The following is a 25,019-nucleotide window of genomic DNA, read 5'->3' on the forward strand; positions in this document are numbered from 1 at the left end:
GTCGTACGGTTGTTCTAATGTCGCTGACAGCTGCCCTGGCGTATGCACGGCACGGCGTTCCCGTCCTGCCGGTGCACACGCCTGACCTGACAGGCGCCTGCTCCTGCGACAGAGGAGCCCGATGCGAGCGTTCCGGCAAACATCCCCGCCTGCGGCACGGCCTGTCCGAGGCGTCGACCGATCCCCTGCAGATCCGGCTGTGGTGGACGTTCTGGCCACGTGCCAACGTAGGCCTGCGCACCGGCGTGGTGATGGATGTGGCCGACGTCGACTCGGCCGAGGGCTGGCACGGGCTGCGTCATCTGCTCGGTGGCGACGTGCCGTCCGGTCCCCAGGTGCGCACCGGTTCGGGCGGCCGCCACCTGTGGTTCCGGCCGACCGGCTTCGGCAACCGGGTGCGGCTGCTGCCCGGGCTGGACTGGCGCGGGTCCGGTGGTTACGTGCTGGCCCCACCGTCACGGCACGCGAGCGGCAGCGTCTACCGCTGGATCCAGCGGCCCGCGGTGACCCTGCCGGCCGGGCCGTCGCCGCTGGTCGAGCTGATCGCGGGCCCGCCGCCGGCGCCGGCCCCCAGGCAGCCGCTGACCCGTCCGGACCGTTATGCGGAGGCCGCGCTGGAAGCCGAGACCACCCGGGTCGCCGACGCCGTCACCGGCACGCGCAACGACACCCTGAACCGCGCGGCTTTCGCCCTCGGGCGTCTGGTCGGCGCCGGCCTGCTGGACGAGTCGCAGGTGCGGTGGGCGCTGACCGCCGCCGCCCGGCAGGCCGGGCTGGGCTGGGCGGAGATCCGCGGCACGATCCGTTCGGGCCTCACCGCGGGCCGCCGCCAGCCCTTCGACCACCGGCCGTCGAGCGCGGCCTGATTCATTTCGGACGGCCGCGATGCGCGCCATGGCCGTCCGCGTGACGCCCCTTCGGCGCAGGAACCCATGCGGCTGCTGGGCTGTGCCCCTCAGCGTGGTGAGCTGCGGTCCGAAACACGCTGTGTGTCGTCGCCTCACTGCGGCCTGGCGCGGGAGGATGGCTGAAACGGCGTGACGCAGGGCCGGGGGCGGATCGTCCGTTCGGATGGGTTGAAACGGATGATCGGGTCACCTTGGAAACGGTGCGCATACACGTGGCGCCGGTAGCCTGACGGTCGAGACCGCGGGGGGCGATGGTGCTTCAGTGGGGCCTGATCGGTGCAGCTGTGCTCGCTGATCCGCCGCGTCTGCGATCGGTCCGACGGATCACCGCAGGCCCGGTTCCGGATGACGCGTTCAATCGGGTCGCGATGCTGGTGCACAAGCTGATCGATGCCCCGATGGGTGCGGTCTGCCTGGTCGACGAGGACCGGCAGGTGCTGGCCGGCCAGGTGGGCGTGCCGGAGCCGCTCGCCTCGGCGCGGGAGATGCCGCTGGCGCACTCGTTCAGCCGGCACGTCGTGATGTCAGGTGAGATGCAGGTGGTCCCGGACGTCCGCGACGACCCACGGATGAGCGACAACCCGATGATCGACGAGATCGGCGCGATCGCGTATGTGGGGGCGCCGATCGTCGACCCGGACGGTTTGATCGTCGGCGCGCTCTGCGCCATCGACCAGGAGCCCCGCGCCTGGACCCCGAGCGAGATCGCGCTGATCGGCGAGCTGGCCGAGGTGTGTTCGTCCGAGGTGTGCCTGCGGATCGCGAGGGCCACGGCCGAGGAGGCACACGAGGCGGCAGAGGAGGCGCGCCGGGCCGCCGAGTCCGCGCACCACCAGCTGGAGCTGCTGGCCGAGCTGACCGAATCGCTGGCCGCCACGATGGATGTGGCGGAGGCGATGCGCCGGCTCGGCGACATCGTCACGGCGACCCTGGCCGACTGGTGTGTGGTGGCGATCGCCGACGATCCCGGCGGCACAGCCCAGGTCTCGGCCGCGCACTGCGACCCGGACCGGGCGGCCGACATGGCCCGGCTCGCCGAGTTGGCCGCCGGTTCGCACCAGGACCTGCGGGCGATGATCCTCGCGGTCCGGGCCCGGGGCCGTCCGGTGCGCTCGGCCGACGGTGACGCCGAGATGCGCAGCCGGATCGGCGACGCGGAACTGTCCGAGATCACCGCGCGGGCCGGGTTCGGCGCGTCGCTGATCGTGCCCGTGGTGTCTCCGGTGCGGCGGCGGGCGCTGGGCGCGATCCTGCTGGTGAACCGCCCGGATCGGCCGGCGTTCTCGGCCGCCGAGGAGTGGACTGCGGCCGAGGTGGGCCGCCGGGCGGGCCTGGCGGTGGAGAACGGGCGGCTCTACCGGGAGCAGCGGCACGTCGCCGAGGTGCTGCAGCGGAGCCTGCTCACCGAGCTGCCGGTGATTCCGGGCATCGAGCTGCACGCCAGGTATCTTCCGGCGCAGGACGGCGCGGCGGTCGGCGGCGACTGGTATGACGCGTTCGCCCAGCCGGACGGCAGTGTGGTGGTCGCGGTCGGGGATGTGTCGGGTCACGACATCGAGGCCGCCGCGACCATGGGTCAACTGCGCAATCTGGTACGCGGGGACGCCTACGGCCGGGACGAGGAGCCGGGTGCCCTGCTGACCGCCTTGGACCAGGCACTGCACGGGCTGCGGGTGCCGGCGTCGGCGACGGCGGTGCTGGCCCGCGTGCGTACCTGCTGGTCGGGTTATGAGGTGGGGTTCGCCAACGCCGGCCACCCGCCGCCGTTGCTGTTGCTGCCGGACGGCCAGGTCCAGGTGTGGTGGGTGCCGCCGGAGCCGTTGCTGGGCCTACCACCGCGGGGTGAGCCGCGCACGACGGCACGCCGGTTCGTCCCGGCCGGCTCGACGCTGGTGCTCTACACCGACGGCCTGGTCGAGGACCGGGAGCAGCTGCTGGACGACGGGGTGGCCCGGCTGTCGGAGGTGTTACGGGAGTACGCGTCCGGCCCCGGCGACGAGCTCTGCGCCCGGCTGTTGGAGGTCGCCCCGCGGAGAAGCGACGACATCGCCCTCCTTCTCGTCAGGTTGACCTGACAGAGGCGGCCCGCCGTGGGTCCAGGGTGTCTCGGACGGGTCGGGCAGCGCGCCCCCCGGCCGGTACGCCTCGCTGAGTGTGGTGAGAATCAGCCGCTCCCCCACCGCCGGAACGCTGCCCGGCTCGGCGACCAGCCGCCGCCCCATCCCGCCGGACAGTTCGAGCAGGACGTCGCCGTCCGGGCTGATCGAGATGACCCGGGCCTTCTGCGACGGCCGGGCCGGCGAGGTGAGCGAGGCGCCCGGCTCGACCCGGACCGGCTCGGTGGTGCGGACCATGATCCGGGGCCGGAGCACGGGCCGTTTGCCGCTGTCGTCGACCCGGTCCGGGTTGGCCAGGGTGACGGTCCCGGCGAAGGCCGCGCCGCTGAGCCGGTACTCGGCCAGGACCAGCGGGTCGTCGAAGGCGCGCTGGACGGCGTACCGGGAGGCGGCGCTCTCCAGCCGTTGCAGGCGGGCGGCGGCCGCGACCGCACCGTCGCGGCGGGGCTGTGGCGGGCCGCCCTCGGCGAGGTTCTGGGCGAAGGCGGTGAAGGCGTCCCGGTCGGTGTCCCAGCGCAGCCGGACCCGTTCGCCGACGGGCAGCCGGCGCAGCAGGCCGAGGGTCCGCCACATCCGTTCCCAGGTGGGCAGCAGCAGGTCGTGCAGCACCTGGGGCAGTTCCGGCGCGGAGCGCTCGATCAGCGGCGCGAGCACCCGGTTGTCGAAGTCGGGGTCGGTGGCGGGCCCGGCGGCCGGGCCGTTCTCGGCCGCACGGGCGGCGGCCGCACCTGATTCGATCCAGGCGAGCTGCACCGCGAACTGGGCGTCCTCGGCGCCGCTCTGCCCGGTCACCCAGTGCAGCCCGAGCGCCTGGACCGCGTTGACCAGCAGCGCCGAACCGGGCACCTCGGCGGTGTTGGCGAAGAAGGTGAGCCAGCGCCCGAGCAGCGGCACGGCGGCCGGGACCGGGTTGTCGCCGTCGGTACGCCGGAACCGGGTGGACCGCCCGAACAGGCGCAGGAAGTCGGCCCCGGCCGGGTTGGGCACCCAGATCTGGGGCGCGTCGACGTACCGCTGGCGCACGTCCTTGCCCCGGTCGATCGCGACGTCCTCGGTGGCGTCGGTGAACGAGTCGACATAGTCGACGAGGGTCGCGGCGAGGTCGGCGGCGAAGGCGAACCGTTCGTCACGGTTGCGGGGCTGGCCGACGACGAGCAGCCTCGGCCGGGCCGGGTCGGTGCCGATCATGGCGGCCAGGGGCGCGTTCGCCTCACCGGCCATGATCAGTGGGATCAGCACCAGCGGGTGGTCGTGGACGTGCAGGTGCCGCACGGTGGCGATGGGCTGAGCATGGCCGGTGGCGGCCGCTTGCGCCCGGGCGAGCGCGGTCAGCGTACTCAAGAAAGGGCCTCGGACCGCAACCGAAGTGCGGCCTGGAGCATCGCGGCGGCCTCGGCCTGATCGGGGTCGGGCTCCTGGCGGCCCTCGGCGAGGGCGAGCACCTCGCCGACCGAGTCGATGCCGCCGAGCGCCTCCCGGACGGTCCGGCCGAGCGCTGCCGTGCTGCCGGCCGCCTCGCTGCGGCAGTAGACGGAGAGTTCGCAGGCGGAGAGGCACTCCGGGGCGTAACGGGCCTCGACGTGACCGAGCGCCGTGACGATCTCCTCGGGTTCGAGCGCGAGGTCGAAGGTGAGACCGGCCGGGAGGGCGTCGATCAGGTCGCTGACCGCGGCGAGGCGGGACAGCTGGCGGCGCAGGGTGGAGAGCTGTTTGCGGACGTCGAGGACGACCGCGGTGGGATGGAAGCTGAAGTCGGCCGGGCAGACCAGGACGACCTCGTGGCTGACCGCCGACGGGTCCTGGCCGAGGCGTTCCAGCAGCTCACGAAGGGCCAGGACGTAGACGGCGGCCTGGATGGCGGCGGCCGAGACCTTGGCGCTGTCGGCCTGCCCGTCGATGATCGCGAACGACTTGATCTCCACCACCTGGAGGCGGCCGTGGTGGGCGTACGCGATCAGGTCGGGCTCGAGATAGACGGTCTGGCCGGCGATGTCGAGGGTGAGCAGCGGGTGGTCGATGAGCGCGGACCGGGCGTCGGCGAGCACCTTGACGGTCTGCTCGTGCCGGTCGCTCAGCGTGTCGGCGGCGAGGTCCTGGTAGCCGAGGCCGGCGTCGGCGGCGAGCACGTCGCGCAGCAGGGCGCAGTCGTCGGCCTTGAGCATGGCCTCGAAGGCGTTGCCGCGGGACAGCGCGAACCGGGACTGGCCGAAGCTGCCCGGGAAGCCGATGTGCTCGGCGAGTCTCTGCTTGTCTATCCCGGCCGCGTCGAGGACCGCCCGGCGGTTGCAGCCCGGGTTACCGGTGAGCGCGGCGATGGTGCGCGCGTTGTGGCGTTTGGCCCGTGCAGAGCCGCGCAGCTGGTCCAACCGAGACTCCATAAGGAATTCGACTCTAGATCTTCAACCGGGTCGCGGCAATTCACCCACGGGAGGTGAATAAATCGCACATATCAGACACAAACCCGGCTTCGCGCTAGGTTCGGGGCATGCCGAAGGCCATCTGGAACGACGAAGTGATCGCCGAGAGCGAGGACACGGTGGTGCTCGAGGGCAACCACTACTTCCCCCTCGACAGTGTCCGCGAGGACGTGCTCGTCCCCTCGGACACGCACACCGTCTGCCCCTGGAAGGGCAAGGCGTCCTACTACTCGCTGCGGTCGGACGGGCACACCGCGCCGGACGCCGCGTGGTTCTACCCGGACCCGAAACCGGACGCCTCAGCCGTACGCGACCGCGTCGCGTTCCGCCGAGACGTCCTGATCCAGGCCTGATCCCGTCCACGAGGCCCGCTCACGTGATCCGCGGGTGGGCCTCCTCGATCTTCCCGACCTCCAGGTAGTCCAGCATGTCGCGCTGCTCCTCCGGGTCCAGCGCACCGAACGCGGCATACGCCTCGTCGCGCGAGTGCGTGGTCTCCGCCGCCAGCAGCGCGATGATCGCCGACCAGGCCAGCGACACCCGGTCGAAGAGCCGCGCCCGCCGCAGCGAGGTGAGCCGGGACAGCATCCCGACCTTGGTCGCCGCGTCGTCGTCGAGCGCGATCCGGTCGCAGAGCTCGAACAGCGCCTTCCCCCGGTACGGGTGCTCGGACTCGATCAGCCGGGCCAGCTCGGCGTTGTCCATCCGGTCGACGGGCGGGGCCGGGCCGCGGCGGGGCAGCGAGGGGCTCGGTTCACCGTGCACGGCTGTCGCGCCCGCTCTCGAATCCGTTGCCCGGTGACTGGTGGGGCAACCCCGCGGTACGGGTGAAGGTCGGGAACTCAGGCGCCGGCATCACCGGCTCCTCCACGTCGACAGGTGTCACGCCCTCGGCGGCGCGTGGGACGCCGTCGTCGACGCCGCGCTCTCCATCCAGCACGTTATAGCCCTCCGTTACCGACTTACCGTGATGAAGTCCCATGAGATCACGCCCGCGCAACCCCCGCGACCCTGGTCACCCGACTCGACGACCGGCGTAACGCCCTGGCAACGCATCGACCGGAGCTACTTGTCGTCACCGACGGTGAAGCCGTACCCCAATAGATCTTGAAGTAACCGCGGTGTGATGACTCAACCGGGACCGGCCAGGACCGATGTGTCTCGCCGGAGGTGGATCGTGGGTCGCAACGCTCTGTGGGACCGGGTTCGGGTCGTCGTCGACGACGCCGTGGTGCTCGCGTCGCTGGTACTGCTCGCCTGGCCGGTGGCCGATCCCGCGCAGCCCGGTGGGCTGGTGGGCCGGATCATGCCGCTGCTGGCGGTGCTCTGCCTGGGTCTGGCCGTCCTGCTGCTGGACACCAGGCGCGGGGTGCTGCGGTACATCACGGTGGGGGCCGCCCTGGCCGTCGCCGGGATCCGGCACATCACCGGTGATCTTCCGCCGGCGGCGACCTGGCTGGTCCTGCTGGTGGCGGGGGCCGGGGTGCTGCGGCAGGTCCTCGGCAACCGGATCGACCCGGACCGGAACCGCCAGCAGACACTGCTCGCGCAGCAGGCCTTCCGGGACCCGCTGACCGGTCTCGGCAACCGGCGGATGTTCGTCGAGTACGCCGAAGAGGTGCTCGCCGAGCCGTCGCGCACCCAGACCGCGGTGATCGTGGTCGACCTGGACGGCCTGAAAGAGGTCAACGACGTGCTCGGGCACGCCGCCGGCGACGATCTGCTGCGTGCCGCGGCCGACCGTCTCGCCGAGAACGTGCGCGCCAACGACACGGTCGCCCGTCTCGACGGCGACGAGTTCGTGGTGCTGCTGCCCGGCCTGGAGGACGAGCAGGCGGCGGTCGCGGTGGCCGAGCGCGTGCTGACCGAGCTGCACCGCCCGCTCCAGCTGGCCGGGGTCGCGCTGACCATCCGGGCCAGCGCCGGCGTCGCCATCACCGACGGCCACGACGGTCTGGACGGGGTGCTGCGGCGTGCCGACCAGGCGCTGATCCGGGCCAAGCGGGACGGCGGCGGGGTGGCCCGCCGGTTCGACCCGGTGCTGTTCGCGAAGGCGGAGCAGCGGCGGATCGCCGAGCACGACCTGATGCGTGGTCTGGAAGCAGGCGAGTTCGAGGTGCACTACCAGCCGATCGTGGACCTGGACAACGGCGGCATCACCGTCGGTGTGGAGGCTCTCGTGCGCTGGCGTCACCCGGAGAAGGGCCTGGTCCCGCCAGCCCTCTTCCTGGAGCTGGCCGAGCAGCTGGGTCAGGTGCCCCGGCTCGGCGGCTGGGTCCTGGAGGAGGCGTGCCGGCAGGCGCTGGCCTGGCAGGAGCAGTTCCCCGGCTTCGAGATGAACGTCAACCTGTCCGCCTCTCAGCTGACCAACCCGAAGCTGATCGACGAGGTCCGCGAGGTGCTGGAGCGTACCGGCCTGCCGCCGCGGGACCTGGTGCTGGAGCTGACCGAGTCGGTGGCGCTCACCGACCTGGTCGAGTCGGCCCGGGTGCTGAGCCAGCTCAAGGAGCTCGGTGTCCGGATCGCCCTGGACGACTTCGGCACCGGTTTCTCCTCGCTCAGCCACCTCAGCACCCTGCCGGTGGACGTGGTCAAGATCGACCGCTCGTTCGTGCAGGCGATGCCGGAGACCGGCGGCGCCTCGGTGGCCGAGGCCGTGCTGCACATCGCCCGGACCTTCAACCTGTCGCCGGTCGCCGAGGGCGTCGAGGACGCCGGTCAGGCCGAGCGGCTCAAGGACCTGGGCGCCGGCCGCGCCCAGGGTTACCACTTCGCCCGGCCGATGCCGGCGATCGGGGTGACCGAACTGCTCGACAAGCAGTCCGCCGAGGTCAAGGTCGAGCAGTAGCGCCCTGCACGGACTGCTCCAGCAGCGGTAGACGTTTCCCGGCGTAGAGCATCAGGCTCAGGATCGCGCCGAGGATCGCCAGGCCGCCGGCCGCGTACCAGGCGACGGTGTAGTTGCCGAACTGGTCACGCACGAGGCCGGCGGCCGTGGCAGCGGCGGCCGCGCCGAACTGGTGCGAGGCGAAGACCCAGCCGAACACGATCGGCCCGGCGGCCCCGAAGTACTCACGGCAGAGCGTCACGGTCGGCGGCACGGTGGCCACCCAGTCCAGTCCGTAGAACAGGATGAAGACCAGCATGCTCGGGTGGGCGGTCGCGGCGAACAGCGACGGCAGCGTCAGCAGCGACAGCCCGCGCAGCGCGTAGTAGGCGCCGAGCAGGATCCGGCTGTCGACCCGGTCGGTGAGCCAGCCGGACGCGATGGTGCCCACCACGTCGAAGACGCCGACCAGCGCGAGCAGGGTCGCCGCGGTGGTCTGCGGCATCCCGTGGTCGTGCGCGGCCGGGATGAAGTGGGTGCCGACCAAGCCGTTGGTGGTCGCCCCACAGATCGCGAAACCACCGGCGAGCAGCCAGAACGGCCGGGTCTTGGCAGCGTCGCGGAGGGCCCGCAGGGCGTTTCCGGCGGCGCCTCCGGCCGGCTTCGCCGGCTTTTCGATCTCGGTGGCGCCGAGGGCGGGCACGTTCAGGTCGGCCGGATGGTCCCGCAATCTCCACCACAGCAGCGGTACGACCAGAAGCGCCGAGATCGACACGGTGACAGCCGCCGTCCGCCACCCGTCCGACTCCACGATCCGGGACAGCACCGGCAGGAAGATCAGGTTTCCGGTCGCCCCGGCCGCGGTCAGCACCCCGGTGACCAGCCCGCGATGTCTGACGAACCAGCGCCCGGTGATGGTGGCCACGAAACCCAGGGCCAGCGAGCCGGTGCCGAGCCCGACCAGCACACCCCAGCAGAGCACGAGCTGCCAGCTCTGGGTCATCCAGAGGGTCAGCCCGGACCCGGCCGAGACCAGCAGGAGCGCGGACATCGCGACCCGGCGGATGCCGAACCGGGCCATCAGGGCCGCCGCGAACGGCGCGGTCAGGCCGTAGAGCAGAAGGTTCACCGACACGGCGGCGGAGATGGTGCCGAGCGACCAGCCGAACTCGTCGTGCAGCGGCTGGAGCATGACCGATGGCGTGGCCCGGAAACCGGCCGCCCCCAGCAGGGCGACGAAGGTGACCGCGGCGACCGCCCAGGCGGGATGGATACGTCTCACGGCACTGATCCTTCTTCCTCCGAGGCGTTCGGACGAGTGGCCCGGAGGCCATCATGCGCAAGAATCGAGCCATGCGGCATCTGATTTCCGTGCTGATCCTGGACGGCCTGGTCCCCTTCGACCTGGGCACCCCGACGCAGGTGTTCCTCTCCGCCCGCGACGAGACCATGACCAGGCTGTACGACGTGCGCGTCTGCGGCCCCGGCCCGGTCACCGCCGAGGCCGGCTTCACCGTCGTCCCCGACCACGGCCTGGAGCAGCTGGCGGTCGCCGACACGGTGATCGTGCCCGGCATCCACCGGGGCGGCCCGGTCACCGACGGCACGCTGCCCGCCGACGTCAAGGACGCGCTGGTCGCCGCCGCGGCCCGGGGCGCCCGGATCGTCTCGATCTGCACCGGCGCGTCGGTGCTCGCGGCGGCCGGCCTGCTGGACGGGCGCCCGGCCGCCACCCACTGGGCCTGGGCGGACCGGATCGGCGGGCTCTATCCGCAGGTCAAGTGGGACTTCGACGTGCTGTTCGTGGACGACGGCGACGTGCTGACCTCGGCCGGGGTGGGCGCCGGCGTGGACCTGTGCCTGCACATCATCCGCACCGACCACGGAGCCGCGGTGGCGAACCGGACAGCCCGGCGCTGCGTGGTGCCGCCGTGGCGGGACGGCGGCCAGGCGCAGTACATCGAGCGGCCGGTGCCCGCCGCGAACGGCGCCGGCACCGAGGGGACCCGGGCGTGGGTGCTGGACCGGCTGGCCGATCCGGTCTCCCTGGAGGAGATGGCCGGGCACGCCCGGATGAGCGTGCGCACGTTCACCCGCCGGTTCCGCGACGAGACCGGCCTGAGCCCACGGCAGTGGCTGCTCCGCCAGCGGGTCGAGCACGCCCGCATCCTGCTGGAGTCGACCGATCTGGCGGTCGACGCGGTGGCCCGCCGGTCCGGGCTGGGCAGCGCGACCGCCCTGCGTCAGCACCTGCACGCCACGATCGGGGTCGCGCCGTCCGCTTATCGCCGTACCTTCCGGCACTGATCCGCTTTTCCGGCGCCGCCCCTCCTTTCCGCCGCCGACCCCCCCTTCCGCCGCCGACCCTCACGCTCAGTTCCGCCCAGAAGTGTCCGACTGGATCCCTGAGACCTCTTTTCCGCCCCGGCAGAGGAACCCATGGATCAGACCTTCCGCCCGCTGCTCGACGCCCTCAAGCAGATCGGCGTCGACCCCGACGCGGTGGACCGGGCCGCGGCGGAGGCACAGCGCAGCGGCCGGCCGGTCCGGGCCGTCCTGATCAACGACCAGGTCGTCACCGAGGAGCAGCTGACCCAGGCGGCCGCCGCCGCGTTCGGGATCAACACCCTGGACCTGGTCGGCTTCACCCCTGATCCGCAGGCCCTGAAGCGGATCCCGCTGACCGTGGTGCTCCGGCACCGGGTCCTCGGCCTGGCCATCAACGACGGCGAACTGGTCGTCGGCGTGACCGACCCGGCCGACGTGGTAGCCCTGGACGACGTGCGGGCCGCGACCGGCATGACGATCCGCCCGGTGGTGGTGGCCCGCAGCGAGGTCCGCCGGATCATCGAACGGCTCCAGCGTGAGGGCGCCGACCTGGCCGACCTCGCCGACGAGGGGCTCGACGACCAGGCCGGCATGGCCGCGCAGCAGACCAGCACCGACGACGCCCCGATCGTCCGGTACGTGAACAGCCTGATCGAGCAGGCCGTCATGAACCGGGCCTCCGACCTGCACCTGGAACCGACCGAGGACGACATGCGGGTCCGCTACCGGATCGACGGCGTGCTGCACGAGGTGGACCTGGTGCCCCGGGGCGTGATGAACGCGCTGATCTCCCGCATCAAGATCATGTCCGGGGTCGACATCACCGAGAAACGGGTGCCGCAGAACGGCCGCATCACCGCGATGATCCGCGACCGCTCGGTCGACCTGCGTACCGCCACCCTGCCCACGGTATGGGGCGAGAAGATCGTGCTCCGCGTCCTGGACACCGGCGGCATCGACCTCGACCTGGCCAAACTCGGCTTCACCGAGCACAACCTGAGACGCTTCTCCGAGTCGTTCACCAAACCGCACGGCATGGTGCTGGTGACCGGCCCGACCGGTTCCGGCAAGTCGACCACGCTGTACGCCACCCTCGGCAAGATCAGCCGGCCCGAGGTCAACGTGATCACCGTCGAGGACCCGGTCGAGTACCGGCTGCGCGGCATCAACCAGGTGCAGGTCAACGCGAAGGCCGGGCTGACGTTCGCGGCGGTGCTGCCGGCCATTCTGCGTACCGACCCGGACGTCGTGCTGATCGGTGAGATCCGGGACGGCAACACCGCGCAGATCGCGGTCGAGGCCGCCCTCACCGGCCACCTCCTGCTCTCCACATTGCACACCAACGACGCGCCCGGCGCGGTCACCCGGCTCACCGAGATGGGCATCGAACCGTTCCTGGTCGGCTCGTCACTGGACTGTGTGCTCGCCCAGCGTCTGGCCCGGCGGATCTGCGACTGGTGCAAGGAGCCGTACACCCCGACCGAGGAGGAGATCCTCGGTGCCAACTGGCCGTTGCAGGACCTGGCCTACCCCGAGGTGCTGTACAAGCCGGTGGGCTGCCGGAACTGCGCCAACACCGGGTACAAGGGCCGTATCGCGATCCACGAGGTGATGCAGGTGAGCCCGGAGATCGAGTCGCTGACCATCCGGCGCGCCTCGGCCGGCGAGATCCGTGAGGTCGCCCTCACCCAGGGCATGTACGACCTGCGCGCCGACGGCCTGGCCAAGGCGGCGGGCGGCCTGACCTCGATCCGCGAGGTGTCCCGGGTGGCCGTTTAGCGCACCTGTTTGGCTACTAAACCCGGTCCGTGCGGTGCCGATTCAACTGGCGTCGGAAACACCGAGGACGGACCGGGAGGGACAGATGGACACGCTCCAGCACGACGGGCAGCAGGCGTACCGCTCCGACGATCTGGATGTGCTCGACCAGATGCTCATCACCCTGGTCGAGTCGGGTGGCTCCGACCTGCACCTGACGGTCGGCTCCCCGCCGATGATCCGGGTGCACGGCTCGCTGCGGCCGATCCCCGGCTACGGCAAGCTGAACACCGCCGACACCGAGCTGCTGGCCCGCGCGGCCGTCAGCCGCGAGCAGTGGGAGACGTTCCTCGCCGACCAGGAGATGGACTTCGCGCACAGCATCGTCGGCGTCTCCCGGTTCCGTGGCAACCTCTACCGGCAGCGGACCTCGTGCGGCGCGGTCTTCCGGGCCATCCCGCACAAGATCAAGCCGCTGGACGAGCTGGGCATGCCCGAGTCGGTGGCCCGCTTCGCCCACCTGCCGCGTGGCCTGGTGCTGGTGACCGGCCCGACCGGTTCCGGCAAGACCACCACCCTGGCGTCGCTGCTCGACCTGGCCAACCGCAGCCGGGCCGACCACATCATCACCATCGAGGACCCGATCGAGTTCCTGCACCCGCACAAGCGGTGTGTGGTGAACCAGCGGGAGGTCGGCACCGACACCGACACCTTCGCCTCCGCGCTCAAGCACGCGCTGCGGCAGGACCCGGACATCATCCTGGTCGGCGAGCTGCGTGACCTGACCACCACCGCCACGGCCCTGACCGCGGCGGAGACCGGCCACCTGGTGATGGCGACCCTGCACACGCAGAGCGCCACCCAGACCATCGACCGTGTCATCGACATCTTCCCGCCGCACCAGCAGCTGCAGATCCGGGCCCAGCTGGCGGCCAGTCTCCAGGGTGTGATCACTCAGGCGCTGGCGCCGACTGCCGACGGAAAGGGGCGTGCCGTGATCTGCGAGATCCTCACCGCCACCCCGGCCATCCGCAGCCTGATCCGGGAGGGCAAGACGCACCAGATCCCGTCCTTCATGCAGGCCGGTGGCGCCGAGGGCATGCTCGCCTTCGACCAGCATCTGGCCGAGAAGGTCCGCGAGGGCATCGTCAGCATGGCGGCCGCCCTGGAGATCTGTCACGGCGCCGACGAACTCAAGCGACTCGTGGGACGGAACTGAGCCGATGGCGTCCACCAAGACCTTCACCTATCACGCGATCGACGCCTCCGGTAAGAAGGCCAAAGGCACGATCGAGGCCCCCAACGAGGCGGCCGCCACACACATGCTGCGCCAGCGCGGCGAGGTTCCGCTCGATCTGATCGAGGCGGGTCAGGGGCTCCAGCGGGAGCTCAAGATCCCCGGCTTGGGGAACCGCGTCAAGCTGAAGGACCTCGCGGTCTTCGCGCGGCAGTTCGCCACCATGACCGCGTCCGGCATGTCGCTGCTGCGGTCCCTGGCGATCCTCGAGGAGCAGACCTCGTCGCTGCCGCTGAAGAAGGCGCTCGGCGAGCTGCGTACCGACGTGGCCGGCGGCGCCGGGCTGTCGGCGTCGATGGCGAAGCACGACCGTGTCTTCCCGCGCCTGATGATCGCCATGATCAGGGCCGGTGAGACCGGCGGTATGATCGACAAGGCCCTCGAGCAGATCGCCGAGAGCCTGGAGAAGGACACCGCGCTCCGTGGCAAGATCAAGAGCGCGCTGACCTACCCGGCGATCGTGCTGGGCTTCACCTTCGTGATGATCGCCGGCGTCCTGATCTTCATCGTCCCGATCTTCGAGGCGATGTTCAAAAGCCTCGGCGGCGAACTGCCGGCGATCACCCAGTTCCTGGTCACCGCCAGCCACAACATGGGCTGGATCGGGCCGCTGGTGCTCGGCATCATGTTCGGCGGCAGCTACTTCTACAAGCGCAAGATGCGCGACAGCGAGGACTTCCGCCTCAAGGTCGACCGTCTGAAGATCCGGCTCCCGGTCTTCGGCCCGCTGCTGCGCAAGCTCGCCATGAGCCGCTTCTCACGCAACCTCGGCCTGCTCCTGAACGTCGGCGTTCCGGTCATGCAGGCGCTCGCGGTGGTCGGCGAGACCACCGGAAACGAGGTGATCAACGCCGCGATGAAGGACGTGCAGTCGACCGTTCGTGACGGTCACCCCATGTCCTCGGCGCTGCGGCATCATCCGATCTTCCCCGAGATGGTCACCCAGATGATCGAAGTCGGAGAAGAGAGCGGTCAGATCAGTCAGATGCTCGACAAGATTGCCGACTTCTACGACCGCGAGGTCGATGAGGCCGCGGAATCACTGACCGCATCGATCGAACCCATCATGGTGCTCGTCATGGGCACCGTGGTCGGCGGCATGGTGATCTGCCTCTACCTGCCGATGTTCACGATCTACCAGAACATCCAGAACTGACACGGCCCCGCAACGAAGCGACCGCCGATTCACCGGCCGACTCCCGACGGCCGGCGGTAATACCCCGGGCACCCGAGCCCGAACACCCTTCCCCGCCCCACCCCCATGTCCTGGAGGACCCCGAAATGCAGGATGTCATCGCCCGTCTCCGTGCCGGCAAGAAGGACGACGAAGGCTTCACCCTCATCGAGCTTCTGGTCGTCGTGGTCATCATCGGCGTCCTGGTCGCCATCGCCGTGCCGGTCTACCTGAACTACCGGCAGGGTGCCGCCGACAAGTCGGCCCAGTCCGACGTCCGTGGCGCCATCAGCGCGATCGAGCAGTGGTACACCAGCAACGGCAACACCTACCCCACCGGCCCGCTGACCAACGACGCCACCGGCAACAAGATGACCCTGCCGGCCGGCTCCGGCGGCGCCACCGGCTCCGTCACCCTGTCGGACAAGACCGTCATCCACTACACCTCGACCGCCAACAGCGGCGTGTACAAGGTCTGCGCGAACAACACCGGTGGCACCACCGGCAAGTACTACCTGTACGACAGCAACGCCGGTGGCTCGGTCAAGGAGACCACCGCCATCACCACCGCCAACTTCGCCACCTGCGGCTGACGCAGGCAGCAAGCTGGTAACAGCCACCGCGAGCCCCGAGGAGGACCACCGTGCCGGACTACTTCCTGCTCTGTGTCACGGCCCTCCTCGGGCTCGCGGTCGGCTCGTTCCTGAACGTGGTGATCCACCGGGTGCCCCGCGACGAGTCGCTGGTGCACCCGGGCTCGCACTGCCCGCAGTGCGGCAACCCGGTCCGGGCCCGGCACAACGTGCCGGTGTTCGGCTGGCTGATGCTCCGCGGCCGGTGCGCCGACTGCGGCAACCGGATCAGCGCCCGCTACCCGCTCGTCGAGGCCGGCACCGCTGCCCTGTTCGTCGCGGTCACGGCCCGGTTCGGCTTCTCCTGGGAACTACCCGCCTACCTCTACCTCGCCGCCGTCGCGGTCGCTCTCACGATGATCGACCTGGACGTCATGCGACTGCCCGACAAGATCGTCCTGCCCTCGTACGGCGTGGCGGTCGCCCTTCTCGCCCCGGTCTCGATCGCGGCCGGCGACCCGGGCGCCCTGCTCCGCGGCGCTCTCGCCGCGGTTCTCCTCTACGCGCTCTACCTGGTGCTCGCCACCTTCGGCATGGGTGGCGGCGACGTGAAGCTGGCCCCACTGCTCGGCTTCTACCTCGGCTGGCTCGGCTGGAGCGCGGTCGCGGTCGGCGCCTTCGCCGGGTTCCTGCTCGGTGGCCTGGTCGGTGGCGTGCTGATGGCCCTCAAGCTGGCCTCCCGCAAGAGCCGGATCCCGTTCGGCCCGTACATGCTGGCCGGCGCCTTCCTCGCAGTCTTCGCCGCGGCCCCGGTCGCCGGCTGGTACACGAACCTGCTCGTCCCCATCGCCTGAACATCCCGCCCCGAACCACCGAGAAGGAAGGAACACCGATGGCTGGCTCAACGCCGATCGGGCTCGACATCGGCTCGTCTTCCATCCGGGCCGTGGAGGTCCGCCGCAACAAGGACGACTACACGCTCATCAACTTCGGCCAGTTCCCGCTGGAGCCGGGCACCGTCTCGGCCGGTGTCGTGCAGGAGCCGGGCACCGTCACCAACGCGCTCAAGCAGCTCTGGGCCGCCTCCAAGTTCGGCAGCAAGAAGGTCACCATCGCGGTCACCAACCCGCAGCTGGTGGTTCGTGAGACCTCGGTCGCGAACCTGCCGCAGAGCCAGATGCGCCAGGCCCTGCCGTTCCAGGTGAAGGAGCAGCTCCCGCTCGCGGTCGAGCGCTCCCTGCTGGACTTCTACCCGCTGGAGCAGCCCGGCGACAACCCGACCGTACGCGGCCTGCTGATCGCCATGCCCAAGGACGCGGTGCTCACCCTGGTCCAGGCGGTCCAGAAGGCCGGCCTCAAGGTGGTCGGCGTCGACCTGGCCTCGTTCGCCATGCTGCGCTCCGCCTCCCGGCTGGACGCGCAGGTCGAGGCGATCGTGGACATCGGCGCGAACATCACCAGCGTGGTGGTGCACGCCGACGGTGAGCCGCTGTTCGTCCGTACCCTGCCGCGCGGTGGTTCGGAGGTCACCGAGAACATCGCGACCCGGCTGGGCCTGGCGACCGCCGAGGCCGAGGCCCTCAAGTGCCGTTTCGGCCTGCACGGCGACGGTAACCCGGACACGGTGGCCGCCCTGGTCGACGCGGTCCGGCCGCTCTCCAGCGAGCTGCGCAGCTCGTTCACCTACCTGGCCTCGGGCGAGCGCCAGAAGCAGGTCACCCGGATCTCGCTCTGCGGCGGCAGCGCCCTGATGCCCGGCCTCGCCGAGCACCTTCAGGAGCAGCTCGGTGTCGCGGTGATGTACGCCGACAACGCCGCCCGGCTGCGCGACACCCGCAAGGCCCGGGAGCGTGGGTTCGACAGTTTCGTGCCGTCGGCAGCGGTGTCGATCGGCCTCACCCTCGGAGCCTCCTGATGAGCACGACCGCACTGATGCCCGTGGACCCCACGGTCTCGCCGCAGCAGGCGGCCCGGGTCCTCTCCATCCGCGCCGACCTGCTGCCCCAGGAGATCCGGGACAGCCGGCGCTCCCGGCGGGTCCGTTCGCTGATCGCGTTCGTGGTGCTGCTCGTGGTGGCCGGCCTCGGCGCGTGGTACTGGCAGGCCACGCTCGACAAGCAGGCCGCTGACGAGGAATACGAGCAGATGTTCCAGACGCTCACCAAGACCCGCGCGGACCAGAAGACCTCCGAGCTGAAGACCCTCGTCGAGTACCAGGAGGGCGGCAAGCTGCTGAACACCGAGCTGACCGCGATCCTCGCCGACGACCTCTCCTGGACCAACCTGATCAACCTGATCCGGGACGAGGCCAAGGACGAGGACGTCACGCTCACCGAGCTCTCCGCCGGCCTTGCCGCGAACGGGAACAGCAGCGCACCGACCGACTCGTCGGAGATCGGCACCCTGACCGTCTCCGGCTCGGCCGACAACAAGAAGATCGTCGCCGACTTCGTGAACCGGCTCGGCGTACTCGAACTCGTGACGAACCCGTTCGTGACGAGCGTCTCCCAAGTGGATCGCACCTACTACACGTTCTCCATCACCCTGACCATCACCGACAAGGCGCGCTGCGGCCGGTTCACCGAGGAATGCCCGAGCGGAGGCAAGTGATGACGACCCGACGCGTCGACCAGATCTGGCTCTTCGGTGGTCTCACCCTCGTCGTCCTGTTCGTGGTGGGCGGCTGGTTCATGATGGTCAAGCCGCTGTACAACCAGCGGGACAGTGTGCAGGCCGACACCGCCGAGACGCAGACCCAGCTGATCACCGAGCAGAAGCGGCTCACCGTGCTCAAGAACGAGCTGAAGAAGATCAGTCAGTACAAGGCGGACCTGATCACCGCTCAGCAGGCTCTGCCACCGCACAACACCACCAACAAGATCCCGGAGTTCCTGAAGCAGCTGCAGACCCTCGGCCTCAAGTACGACGTCGAGGTCAGCGGTTACGCCGCGAGCGGCGAGGAGCCGTCCGCCACCACGCCCTCGGTGACCGAGCTGCCGATCACCCTCAACATCGAGGGAGAGGTCGACAACATCGTCAAGCTGGTCAAGCACCTGCAAACCGAGCAGCCCCGGGCCCTGCTGATCGAGACCGCCAAGCTGACCGACGCCGGTCAGGAATCGAAGCTGCAACTCACCCTCTCGGCCTTCATCACCGCGACCGAAACGGTCGACGTCAAATCCTGATCGATCCGGTACGGACGCCCCTGTTCCCTGTGGACAGGGGCTTTTCCGTCGCTCCCGGCCCGCACCCGAACGGCACTCGTCGGCCCCCTCGTTCCCGCCGATCGGTCAGACGACACAAGGAAGGAAGCCCTCGATGAACCAGAACCTGATCCTGATCGCCGATGACGACAGCGACGTGCGCGACCTTCTCGCGGTGACTCTGGAGGCGGCCGGTTATCGTGCGCTCGGCGCCAAGGACGGCAACACCGCGGCCCGCATCCTGACCGTCGCCAAGCCGGTCGGCATGATCACCGACGTGCGGATGCCGGCCATGAACGGCATGGAGCTGTGCCAGCTGGCCCGGAGCAACCCGGCGATCCGCGACATGGCGATCCTGATGGTCTCCGGCAACAGCCACACCTACGACGTCGACGCCGGTCTGGGCGCGGGCGCCGACGGTTACCTTCCGAAGCCGCTCTCCCCGCGCGACCTCGTCGCCCAGATGCAGACCCTGATCAGCAAGCGTCACCTGGGCGGATGACGCCGGACAGACCGTCCGCACACGACCGGTTTGCTGTGTGATTCCTATGGATCGCCGCCAAACCCTCGCATCTGCCCGAAAAGACGGTTATCTTTGCGTCCAGCCCGTGCCGTTCCCCCCGTAACGGCACGGGCCCCTTATCTCGCGCGTCGGCTCAGTCAGCCACGACGGTCAGGACCAGCGGACCGGTGGGAATCGGGTGACCGGAGTTGTTGGGATAGCTCCAGAAGCTGGTGTTCTGACCTTCATCGGTCAGCGAGAAACCAATGGTGTAAGTACCCGGTTGCAACCGGCCGGTCGACACCGCCAAGTGGAGAACGCCGGTACCGTCGTCGTGCATACCGCCGGACATACCGCCCTGCGAAACTCCCGCACTGTCGTAGAGCGTCGCGCTGTACCCGGAGATCTCGGCGAACTCGTCCACCTCGACGGTGACGTCGAACCCGAGACCCCAGGCGTCCTCGGTCTCCTGCGACGTCCAGGTCGTCTTGGACAGCTTCGCGGAGAGCACGACCGGCGCCTTCTCGTCCGGCACCCGAGTGATGGTGAGATCGATTCCGGGAGCGTTGTACTCGGTGCCGTAGAACGCGACGTTGCCTGCCCCGTCGGTCAGCTTGACCCCGTCGATCTTGCAGGAACTGACCCAGGACGACTGCACCACGATCTCCACCGCAACGGAGCCGTCCGCGCGCACCACCGGCGTGTGCGACGGCTGCGAGCACCAGGACAGGCTGACGTCGACGGATGCCAGGCCATCGACCGCGCCGTGCGGCATGAAGGTGAGCGCCGTCGATGCCGGTTTACGCCAGTTGTTGACCTGCGACTCGGTGAGAGCGAAGCCCGACGCGCTCACCACGTCGTTCCGGCTCACCTGGATCGGAGCCGGCCCCTCCGGCGCGGTTACGGTACGGACGTTGCCCCAGATGTCGGTCAGGTCGAGGCGGGCGGCCCGCCAGGTGCCGGAGGCCGTGCCGGCCGGCACGACGACCGAGACAGGGCAGGTCAACCAGGTCGGATCGTAAGCCGTCTCACCGTTGCAGGACCACTGCGAACCACTCTGGGTCAGCTGGAACGTCGAGGCCAGCCGGATGCCACCCGGGCCGGCGAGGACCAACCTGCCCTTCTTGACGGACGAGTCGTCGGTGACCTGCGCCCGATAGCGCAACGTCACGCCGGACCCGTCGTCGTAGACCCCGTGCGGCTGGTCGAAGTCGGTGTACAGCTGCTCGACGATCGGCCCCTCAGCATCCACCAGCTGTGTCACCGCCAGCTCGGCGGGGCCGGGGTCACGCACTGTCCGGGCATGGGCGACGTCGTCGGCGATCGTCACCTTCGTCACCCGCCAGACCGTCTCGGTTGCGGAGGCGAAGCGTGGCACCGTGAACTCGTAGACATACGTGGACTCCTGCGCTGTCCCGGAGCCCCCGACCTGCGCCGACCCCCAACTCAGGTCGTAACTGACCGTGCGAGGCCGGCCGATCTGCTCGCCACCGGCGAACTGGCGTAGCTCCACCGCGCCGTTGACCCGCTGCGCGCTGGCGGCCCGGTCGGTGATCGTCCAGGTGAGATTGACGGTCGCGTAGTCCTGAGTAACGTCGACCTGCGCACGGTCGAAGGCAATCGACTTGATCTCGAGAACCGGACCGGCGGCCAGCGCCGCCACCGGCGGAGCCGTGACCGAGAGGATCGCCGTGGCGGCGGCCACGGCGGTGACAAGCGCACGAAGGCGCGGAAGTTTCATCTGCTCTCCCCGTATGACAAGGTCCATCGATGGACTTGCACACAGAGGATAGAGCCGGGGTACGACGAAATTTCGTCTAGGCCGATCGCACCCGTCCGCGCGGCACTCGTCACCGCAAAACAAAAGCGCCCTGGCCGGAAAACCCAGCCAGAGCGCTGATGTAAGGGTGGAGCTGAGGGGACTCGAACCCCTGACCCCCACACTGCCAGTGTGGTGCGCTACCAGCTGCGCCACAGCCCCTTACTTTTGTCCCCGGTTGTTCCCCGGGCACGCTGGAAATACTACACACCCTCCGGGCCCGCTTTGACGCACCCCCCTCAGTTCAGCGAGACGTCCGGAGGGAAGTGGGCCACCGCAGCCAGGATGTCGCCCTGGCGTCGCAGCACCATCGCCCAGAGGTCATCCGGGCGCTCGACGAACGGATCTCCGGGCAGCGCGTCGAAGACGAACCAGGAGCCGGACGCGATCTCGTCCTCCAGCTGGCCGGCCGACCAGCCCGAGTAGCCGGCGAAGACCCGGATGCCGGCGACGCTCTCCCGCATCCGGTCCGGGTCGGCGGAGAGATCGAGGGTGCCCAGCGCGCCGCTGACCGGATGGAACCCGGACAGCCGCTTCTTCACCTCGGGTTTGGTGCGGGCCAGGCAGATCGCCGACTCGGGCTGCACCGGGCCACCCTCGAAGAGGACCGCGGGGTCACCGGCGAGCTCGCCCCAGGTGCCGAGGACCTCGGCCACGGGGACCTCGGTCGCGCGGTTCAGCACGACCCCCAGGGCGCCGCCCGTCTCGTGGGCCACCAGCAGCACGACCGTCCGGTCGAAGTTGGGGTCCTTGAGGGTGGGCGTGGCGACGAGCAGCTGACCGGTCATCGACTCCACCGACCGGCCTCCGATCCGCTGCTGCTCACCGAACACCTGTTTACCGCCGTCCGCTCGACGTAGCCATGACTCGCACATTAGCTTGCGATTCCGGCCGCGGATAAGGTCTGGACATGAACCCGCCACCTACGGCAGCAGAGATCGGCGTCATCGGCGGATCGGGGCTGTACGCGCTCCTCGACAACGCCACCGAACACGAGGTCGACACCCCGTATGGTTCGCCATCGGACCGGATCACGGTGGCGGACGTGGGTGGGCGCCGGGTGGCGTTCCTGCCCCGGCACGGCCGTGACCACCGGTTTCCCCCGCACAAGATCCCCTACCGGGCCAATCTGTGGGCGCTGCGGTCGCTGGGCGTCCAGCAGATCATCGCCCCGTGCGCGGTCGGCGGCCTGCGCCCGGAGCTGGGCCCCGGCACGTTCGTCGTCCCGGACCAGCTGATCGACCGCACGAGTGGCCGTGAGCAGACGTTCTACGACTCGGGGGCGGTGCACGTGTCGTTCGCCGACCCGTATTGCCCGGTGGGCCGGGCCGCGGTGCTGGATTCCGCCGAGCGGGTGAGCGCCGTCGACGGCGGCACCATGGTCGTCGTCGAGGGCCCGCGCTTCTCGACCCGGGCCGAGTCCCGCTGGTTCACCTCGATCGGCGGCACGATCGTGAACATGACAGGTCACCCGGAAGCGGTCCTGGCGCGTGAGCTGGCGCTCTGCTACACGGCGATCGCCCTGGTCACCGATCTGGACGCGGGTGTCGAGGGCGGCCACGCCGTCACCCAGGAGGAGGTGTTCTCGGTCTTCGCCGAGAACACCGCGCGTCTCCGCGACGTCCTTCTCGATGCGGTGGTCAAGCTTCCGGCCAAGCGTTCCTGCCCCTGCAAGGACGCCCTGGCGGGCATCAAGATCCCTTAGGTTGTACGGCTACGCGTACCGATTCGGAGCTGAGGCCGAGGTGGGGAACCCGGTCTCAGCTCCGATGCTCGTCAGACGACGGCGCAGTTCGCGCCGTTGAGTGTGAACGCGGTGGGCTTGGCGGCGCTGCCGGTGTGGGTGGCCTGGAAGCCGAAGGTCTGTGACCCACCGGCCCCGATCGTGCCGTTGTAGGAGACGTTGGCGGCGGCGACCGCCCCGCTGGACGGGCTGACCGTGGCGTTCCACGCGTTGGTCACGGTCTGCCCGGTGGGCAGGGTGAACCGCAGCGTCCAGCCGTTGACCGCGGCCGTGCCGGTGTTGGTGACGGTCACCGACGCGGTGAAGCCGGTGTTCCAGGAGTTGACCGTATAACCGACCCGGCAGCCACCGGTCGGGGCCGGCGAGGACGGGGCGGGCGATGACGGGGCGGGCGACGACGGCCCGGGTGACGACGGGGCCGGCGAGGACGGCGACGGCGAGGTGGTGTCGAGCCCGAGGAAGTGCACGGCCGCCGCCGCGTCGACCGGGAGGTTGTGGCTGACACCGTTCATGCTGATCGCCTCGACCGGGGCGGTGTCACCGGTTCCGCCGTACCGGGTCCGGGTGTATCCGCTCTGTGGGGTGTCGGTGTACGACGGCGTCTGGCTGAGGCCGTGCACGTTGGTCCACTGGTCGATCTGCTCGCCGAAGTTGGGGTAGCGCAGGATCTCGTCGTTGGTGCCGTGCCAGGTCTGCATGCGCGGGCGGCGGCCGCTGTATCCCGGATAGGCGTTGCGGACCAGGTCGCCCCACTGCTGCGGGGTCTTCGTGACCAGGCCGTTGGCGCAGTCGCTGTTCCACTCGGAGCCGTTGGTGGTGGCGAAACAGGCGAACGGCACACCGGCGAAGGCCGACCCGGCGCTGAACACGTCGGGGTAGAGCCCGAGCAGCACGTTCGTCATCATCGCGCCGCTGGAGACACCGGTGGCCACGATCCGGTCCGCGTCGACCGGGTACCGGGCCCGCACGTAGTCGATCATCGACTTGATGCCGACCGGGTCGCTTCCGCCGTCCCGGACCAGCGCCTGCGGGGAGGCGACGTCGAAGCACTGGCTGCTCCGGGTCACCGACGGGTAGATGACGATGTAGCCGTACCGGTCGGCCAGCGCGGCGAACTGGGATCCGCTGTAGAAGGCCGGCCCGGTGCCGGTGCAGTAGTGGACGGCCACGAGCAGACCCGGCCGGGGCGCCAGGTTGTCCGGGACGTAGAGGTACATCCGCAGGTTGCTCGGGTTGGTCCCGAAGCCGGTGACCTCGGTCAACGCGGCCGCGGAGGCGGGTTGTGGGAGGGCGACGGCGGCCACTGCTGTCGCCACTGCCATGGCGAGGGCGGCGAGCAGGGCCTTCACTTTCGTTCTCATGGGGGATTCCTTGCGGGGATCGTGGGGACGGGGCGCTCCCGGCACGGCGGCGGCCCGGCTCCCCACATCGCCCCGATCCAGAAGCATCGACAAGTATGTATCGGTGTCGTGGGTCACGCCAGCCCGTCCCACGGTCGGGACATCCGGCACACCCGCCCCACGCGTATGATCCGTCCCACTTCGCTGCACAGCGATCTGCCGCTGGACCGTCGTAACCCCCGAGGACGGCTCACGGCTGTCGAAGGGACCCCCGGTGACTCGACCGCAACGTTTCCAGGCCGTCGGCGCGCGCGTCGCGTCGGTGACGCTCCTGCTGGCCGGTGTGGCCGGTGGTGTTCAGCTGGTGCGACAGAGCGACGCCCGCGACCGGTCGGCGGCCGAGGCCCACCAGGCGGTGCTCGCCGCCGAGCAGGCCACCGTGCAGCGCGAGGCGAAACACGCCGCCGACCGGGCGGCGCGGGCCGAGTCGGAGCGCACCGCCGCGCTGAAGGCGTCGACGATGGCCAAGACCGCCGCGGCGGACGCCCGCAAGCTCGAAGCCGCGCAGAAGCAGGACGCCGCCGAGAAGAAGGCCGCCGCCGAGCGCGCCGCCCTGACCGGCCCGGTCCCCTACACCGGCACGATTCCGGCCTCCTGCCAGAGTCTCAGCGGCAGCCGCGAGATCGGGTGCGCTCTGATGATCAAGGCAGGTTTCGAGTTCAGCGAGTTCTCCTGCCTGAACAAGCTGTGGGACCACGAGAGCGGCTGGAACTACAAGGCCACCAACCGCAGCTCAGGCGCGTACGGCATCCCGCAGGCCTACCCCGGCGACAAGATGGGGCAGGTGGCCGACGACTGGCGGATCAACCCGGCCACCCAGATCACCTGGGGGCTGGGCTACATCAAGGGCCGCTACGACTCCCCCTGCGGGGCCTGGAACCACTTCCAGAGCGCCGGCTCCTACTGACCTGACGCCGAGACGCCCCGGGCTCCTGCGAGCCCGGGGCGTCTTC

24 protein-coding genes and 1 tRNA gene are annotated in these 25,019 nt (G+C 70.0%); 16 read left to right on the top strand and 9 right to left on the bottom strand.

Translation table 11 applies throughout. The features are described from left to right. The first annotated feature begins 17 nt into the window (after positions 1–17). Both AB0E94_RS17085 and AB0E94_RS17090 read left to right on the top strand, forming a co-directional pair. On the top strand, positions 18–866 hold the full coding sequence (locus tag AB0E94_RS17085; RefSeq protein ID WP_360327073.1) for a bifunctional DNA primase/polymerase: 849 nt from the start codon (positions 18–20) through the stop codon (positions 864–866). A gap of 293 nt (positions 867–1,159) precedes the next feature. Then, positions 1,160–2,983 carry a SpoIIE family protein phosphatase gene (locus AB0E94_RS17090; protein ID WP_360327075.1) on the top strand — a complete coding sequence of 608 codons (1,824 nt, stop codon included), beginning with the start codon at positions 1,160–1,162 and terminating at the stop codon, positions 2,981–2,983. Here AB0E94_RS17090 and AB0E94_RS17095 read toward each other — a convergent pair. Next, positions 2,876–4,366 carry a hypothetical protein gene (locus tag AB0E94_RS17095; RefSeq protein ID WP_360327077.1) on the bottom strand — a complete coding sequence of 497 codons (1,491 nt, stop codon included), beginning with the start codon at positions 4,364–4,366 and terminating at the stop codon, positions 2,876–2,878. The genes AB0E94_RS17090 and AB0E94_RS17095 overlap by 108 nt on opposite strands. Next, positions 4,363–5,403 carry a hypothetical protein gene (locus AB0E94_RS17100; protein WP_360327079.1) on the bottom strand — a complete coding sequence of 347 codons (1,041 nt, stop codon included), beginning with the start codon at positions 5,401–5,403 and terminating at the stop codon, positions 4,363–4,365. The genes AB0E94_RS17095 and AB0E94_RS17100 overlap by 4 nt, the downstream gene beginning before the upstream one ends. A gap of 107 nt (positions 5,404–5,510) precedes the next feature. Between AB0E94_RS17100 and AB0E94_RS17105 the strand changes: the two genes are divergently transcribed. Continuing rightward, entirely contained in the window at positions 5,511–5,795 is a 285-nt protein-coding gene (locus AB0E94_RS17105) for a DUF427 domain-containing protein (protein WP_317788377.1), read from the top strand. Positions 5,796–5,814: 19 nt separating this feature from the next. Here AB0E94_RS17105 and AB0E94_RS17110 read toward each other — a convergent pair whose 3' ends face one another. Together AB0E94_RS17110 and AB0E94_RS17115 are read right to left on the bottom strand one after the other, a co-directional pair. Next, a complete protein-coding gene (locus tag AB0E94_RS17110; RefSeq protein WP_360327080.1) occupies positions 5,815–6,147 on the bottom strand; it encodes a hypothetical protein in 333 nt (110 codons plus the stop codon). A gap of 49 nt (positions 6,148–6,196) precedes the next feature. Next, on the bottom strand, positions 6,197–6,382 hold the full coding sequence (locus AB0E94_RS17115; protein WP_317788379.1) for a hypothetical protein: 186 nt from the start codon (positions 6,380–6,382) through the stop codon (positions 6,197–6,199). A 237-nt stretch (positions 6,383–6,619) separates the two neighbouring features. Between AB0E94_RS17115 and AB0E94_RS17120 the strand changes: the two genes are divergently transcribed. Further along, complete coding sequence (locus tag AB0E94_RS17120) at positions 6,620–8,290, top strand: bifunctional diguanylate cyclase/phosphodiesterase (RefSeq protein ID WP_360327082.1); 1,671 nt, start codon at positions 6,620–6,622, stop codon at positions 8,288–8,290. Here the strand turns inward: AB0E94_RS17120 and AB0E94_RS17125 are convergent. Further along, positions 8,274–9,551, bottom strand: coding sequence for an MFS transporter (locus AB0E94_RS17125; RefSeq protein ID WP_360327084.1), 1,278 nt, complete (start codon positions 9,549–9,551; stop codon positions 8,274–8,276). The two genes, AB0E94_RS17120 and AB0E94_RS17125, sit on opposite strands and share 17 nt — an antisense overlap. A gap of 53 nt (positions 9,552–9,604) precedes the next feature. On the opposite strand from AB0E94_RS17125, the gene AB0E94_RS17130 reads away from it, so the two are divergent. From AB0E94_RS17130 to AB0E94_RS17175, 10 genes are all read left to right on the top strand, one after another. Then, positions 9,605–10,576 carry a helix-turn-helix domain-containing protein gene (locus AB0E94_RS17130; RefSeq protein WP_360327085.1) on the top strand — a complete coding sequence of 324 codons (972 nt, stop codon included), beginning with the start codon at positions 9,605–9,607 and terminating at the stop codon, positions 10,574–10,576. A 132-nt stretch (positions 10,577–10,708) separates the two neighbouring features. Continuing rightward, positions 10,709–12,376 (top strand): ATPase, T2SS/T4P/T4SS family, encoded by a 1,668-nt coding sequence (locus AB0E94_RS17135; protein ID WP_360327086.1) that lies wholly within the window; start codon positions 10,709–10,711, stop codon positions 12,374–12,376. Positions 12,377–12,461: 85 nt separating this feature from the next. Continuing rightward, positions 12,462–13,574, top strand: coding sequence for a type IV pilus twitching motility protein PilT (locus AB0E94_RS17140; RefSeq protein WP_360327088.1), 1,113 nt, complete (start codon positions 12,462–12,464; stop codon positions 13,572–13,574). A gap of 4 nt (positions 13,575–13,578) precedes the next feature. Continuing rightward, on the top strand, positions 13,579–14,808 hold the full coding sequence (locus AB0E94_RS17145) for a type II secretion system F family protein (RefSeq protein ID WP_360327090.1): 1,230 nt from the start codon (positions 13,579–13,581) through the stop codon (positions 14,806–14,808). Between the two features lie 125 nt (positions 14,809–14,933). Further along, positions 14,934–15,419: a prepilin-type N-terminal cleavage/methylation domain-containing protein gene (locus tag AB0E94_RS17150; RefSeq protein WP_360327092.1), complete on the top strand. Its 486-nt coding sequence runs from the start codon at positions 14,934–14,936 to the stop codon at positions 15,417–15,419. A 50-nt stretch (positions 15,420–15,469) separates the two neighbouring features. Continuing rightward, positions 15,470–16,252: a prepilin peptidase gene (locus AB0E94_RS17155; protein ID WP_360327093.1), complete on the top strand. Its 783-nt coding sequence runs from the start codon at positions 15,470–15,472 to the stop codon at positions 16,250–16,252. Positions 16,253–16,290: 38 nt separating this feature from the next. Continuing rightward, positions 16,291–17,313 carry a type IV pilus assembly protein PilM gene (gene pilM, locus AB0E94_RS17160; protein WP_360327094.1) on the top strand — a complete coding sequence of 341 codons (1,023 nt, stop codon included), beginning with the start codon at positions 16,291–16,293 and terminating at the stop codon, positions 17,311–17,313. Next, positions 17,313–18,008 carry a PilN domain-containing protein gene (locus tag AB0E94_RS17165; protein ID WP_360327096.1) on the top strand — a complete coding sequence of 232 codons (696 nt, stop codon included), beginning with the start codon at positions 17,313–17,315 and terminating at the stop codon, positions 18,006–18,008. The genes pilM and AB0E94_RS17165 overlap by 1 nt, the downstream gene beginning before the upstream one ends. Continuing rightward, positions 18,008–18,583 carry a type 4a pilus biogenesis protein PilO gene (gene pilO / locus AB0E94_RS17170; RefSeq protein ID WP_360327097.1) on the top strand — a complete coding sequence of 192 codons (576 nt, stop codon included), beginning with the start codon at positions 18,008–18,010 and terminating at the stop codon, positions 18,581–18,583. Before AB0E94_RS17165 ends, pilO begins: the two co-directional genes overlap by 1 nt. Positions 18,584–18,716: 133 nt before the next feature. Continuing rightward, positions 18,717–19,103 carry a response regulator gene (locus AB0E94_RS17175; RefSeq protein ID WP_360327099.1) on the top strand — a complete coding sequence of 129 codons (387 nt, stop codon included), beginning with the start codon at positions 18,717–18,719 and terminating at the stop codon, positions 19,101–19,103. Positions 19,104–19,257: 154 nt separating this feature from the next. On the opposite strand, the gene AB0E94_RS17180 is transcribed toward AB0E94_RS17175, so the two are convergent. The 3 genes from AB0E94_RS17180 to AB0E94_RS17190 all read right to left on the bottom strand — a co-directional run bounded on the left by AB0E94_RS17180 (position 19,258) and on the right by AB0E94_RS17190 (position 21,710). Further along, positions 19,258–20,844: a hypothetical protein gene (locus tag AB0E94_RS17180; protein ID WP_360327101.1), complete on the bottom strand. Its 1,587-nt coding sequence runs from the start codon at positions 20,842–20,844 to the stop codon at positions 19,258–19,260. A 167-nt stretch (positions 20,845–21,011) separates the two neighbouring features. Next, positions 21,012–21,084: transfer RNA gene (locus tag AB0E94_RS17185), tRNA-Ala, on the bottom strand. A gap of 77 nt (positions 21,085–21,161) precedes the next feature. Next, a complete protein-coding gene (locus tag AB0E94_RS17190) occupies positions 21,162–21,710 on the bottom strand; it encodes a YqgE/AlgH family protein (protein WP_360327145.1) in 549 nt (182 codons plus the stop codon). 122 nt (positions 21,711–21,832) lie between these two features. Between AB0E94_RS17190 and AB0E94_RS17195 the strand changes: the two genes are divergently transcribed. Beyond that, positions 21,833–22,627 (top strand): S-methyl-5'-thioadenosine phosphorylase, encoded by a 795-nt coding sequence (locus tag AB0E94_RS17195; protein ID WP_360327102.1) that lies wholly within the window; start codon positions 21,833–21,835, stop codon positions 22,625–22,627. Positions 22,628–22,698: 71 nt separating this feature from the next. On the opposite strand, the gene AB0E94_RS17200 is transcribed toward AB0E94_RS17195, so the two are convergent. After that, positions 22,699–24,027, bottom strand: coding sequence for a PHB depolymerase family esterase (locus tag AB0E94_RS17200; protein WP_360327103.1), 1,329 nt, complete (start codon positions 24,025–24,027; stop codon positions 22,699–22,701). 253 nt (positions 24,028–24,280) lie between these two features. Here AB0E94_RS17200 and AB0E94_RS17205 point away from each other — a divergent pair, with 253 nt between their 5' ends. Then, positions 24,281–24,973 (top strand): lytic transglycosylase domain-containing protein, encoded by a 693-nt coding sequence (locus tag AB0E94_RS17205; protein ID WP_360327104.1) that lies wholly within the window; start codon positions 24,281–24,283, stop codon positions 24,971–24,973. The last annotated feature ends 46 nt before the right edge of the window (positions 24,974–25,019 follow it).

The sequence above is a fragment of the Actinoplanes sp. NPDC026670 genome (genome assembly GCF_040638175.1).
In the GTDB taxonomy this organism is placed as follows: Bacteria; Actinomycetota; Actinomycetes; order Mycobacteriales; family Micromonosporaceae; genus Actinoplanes.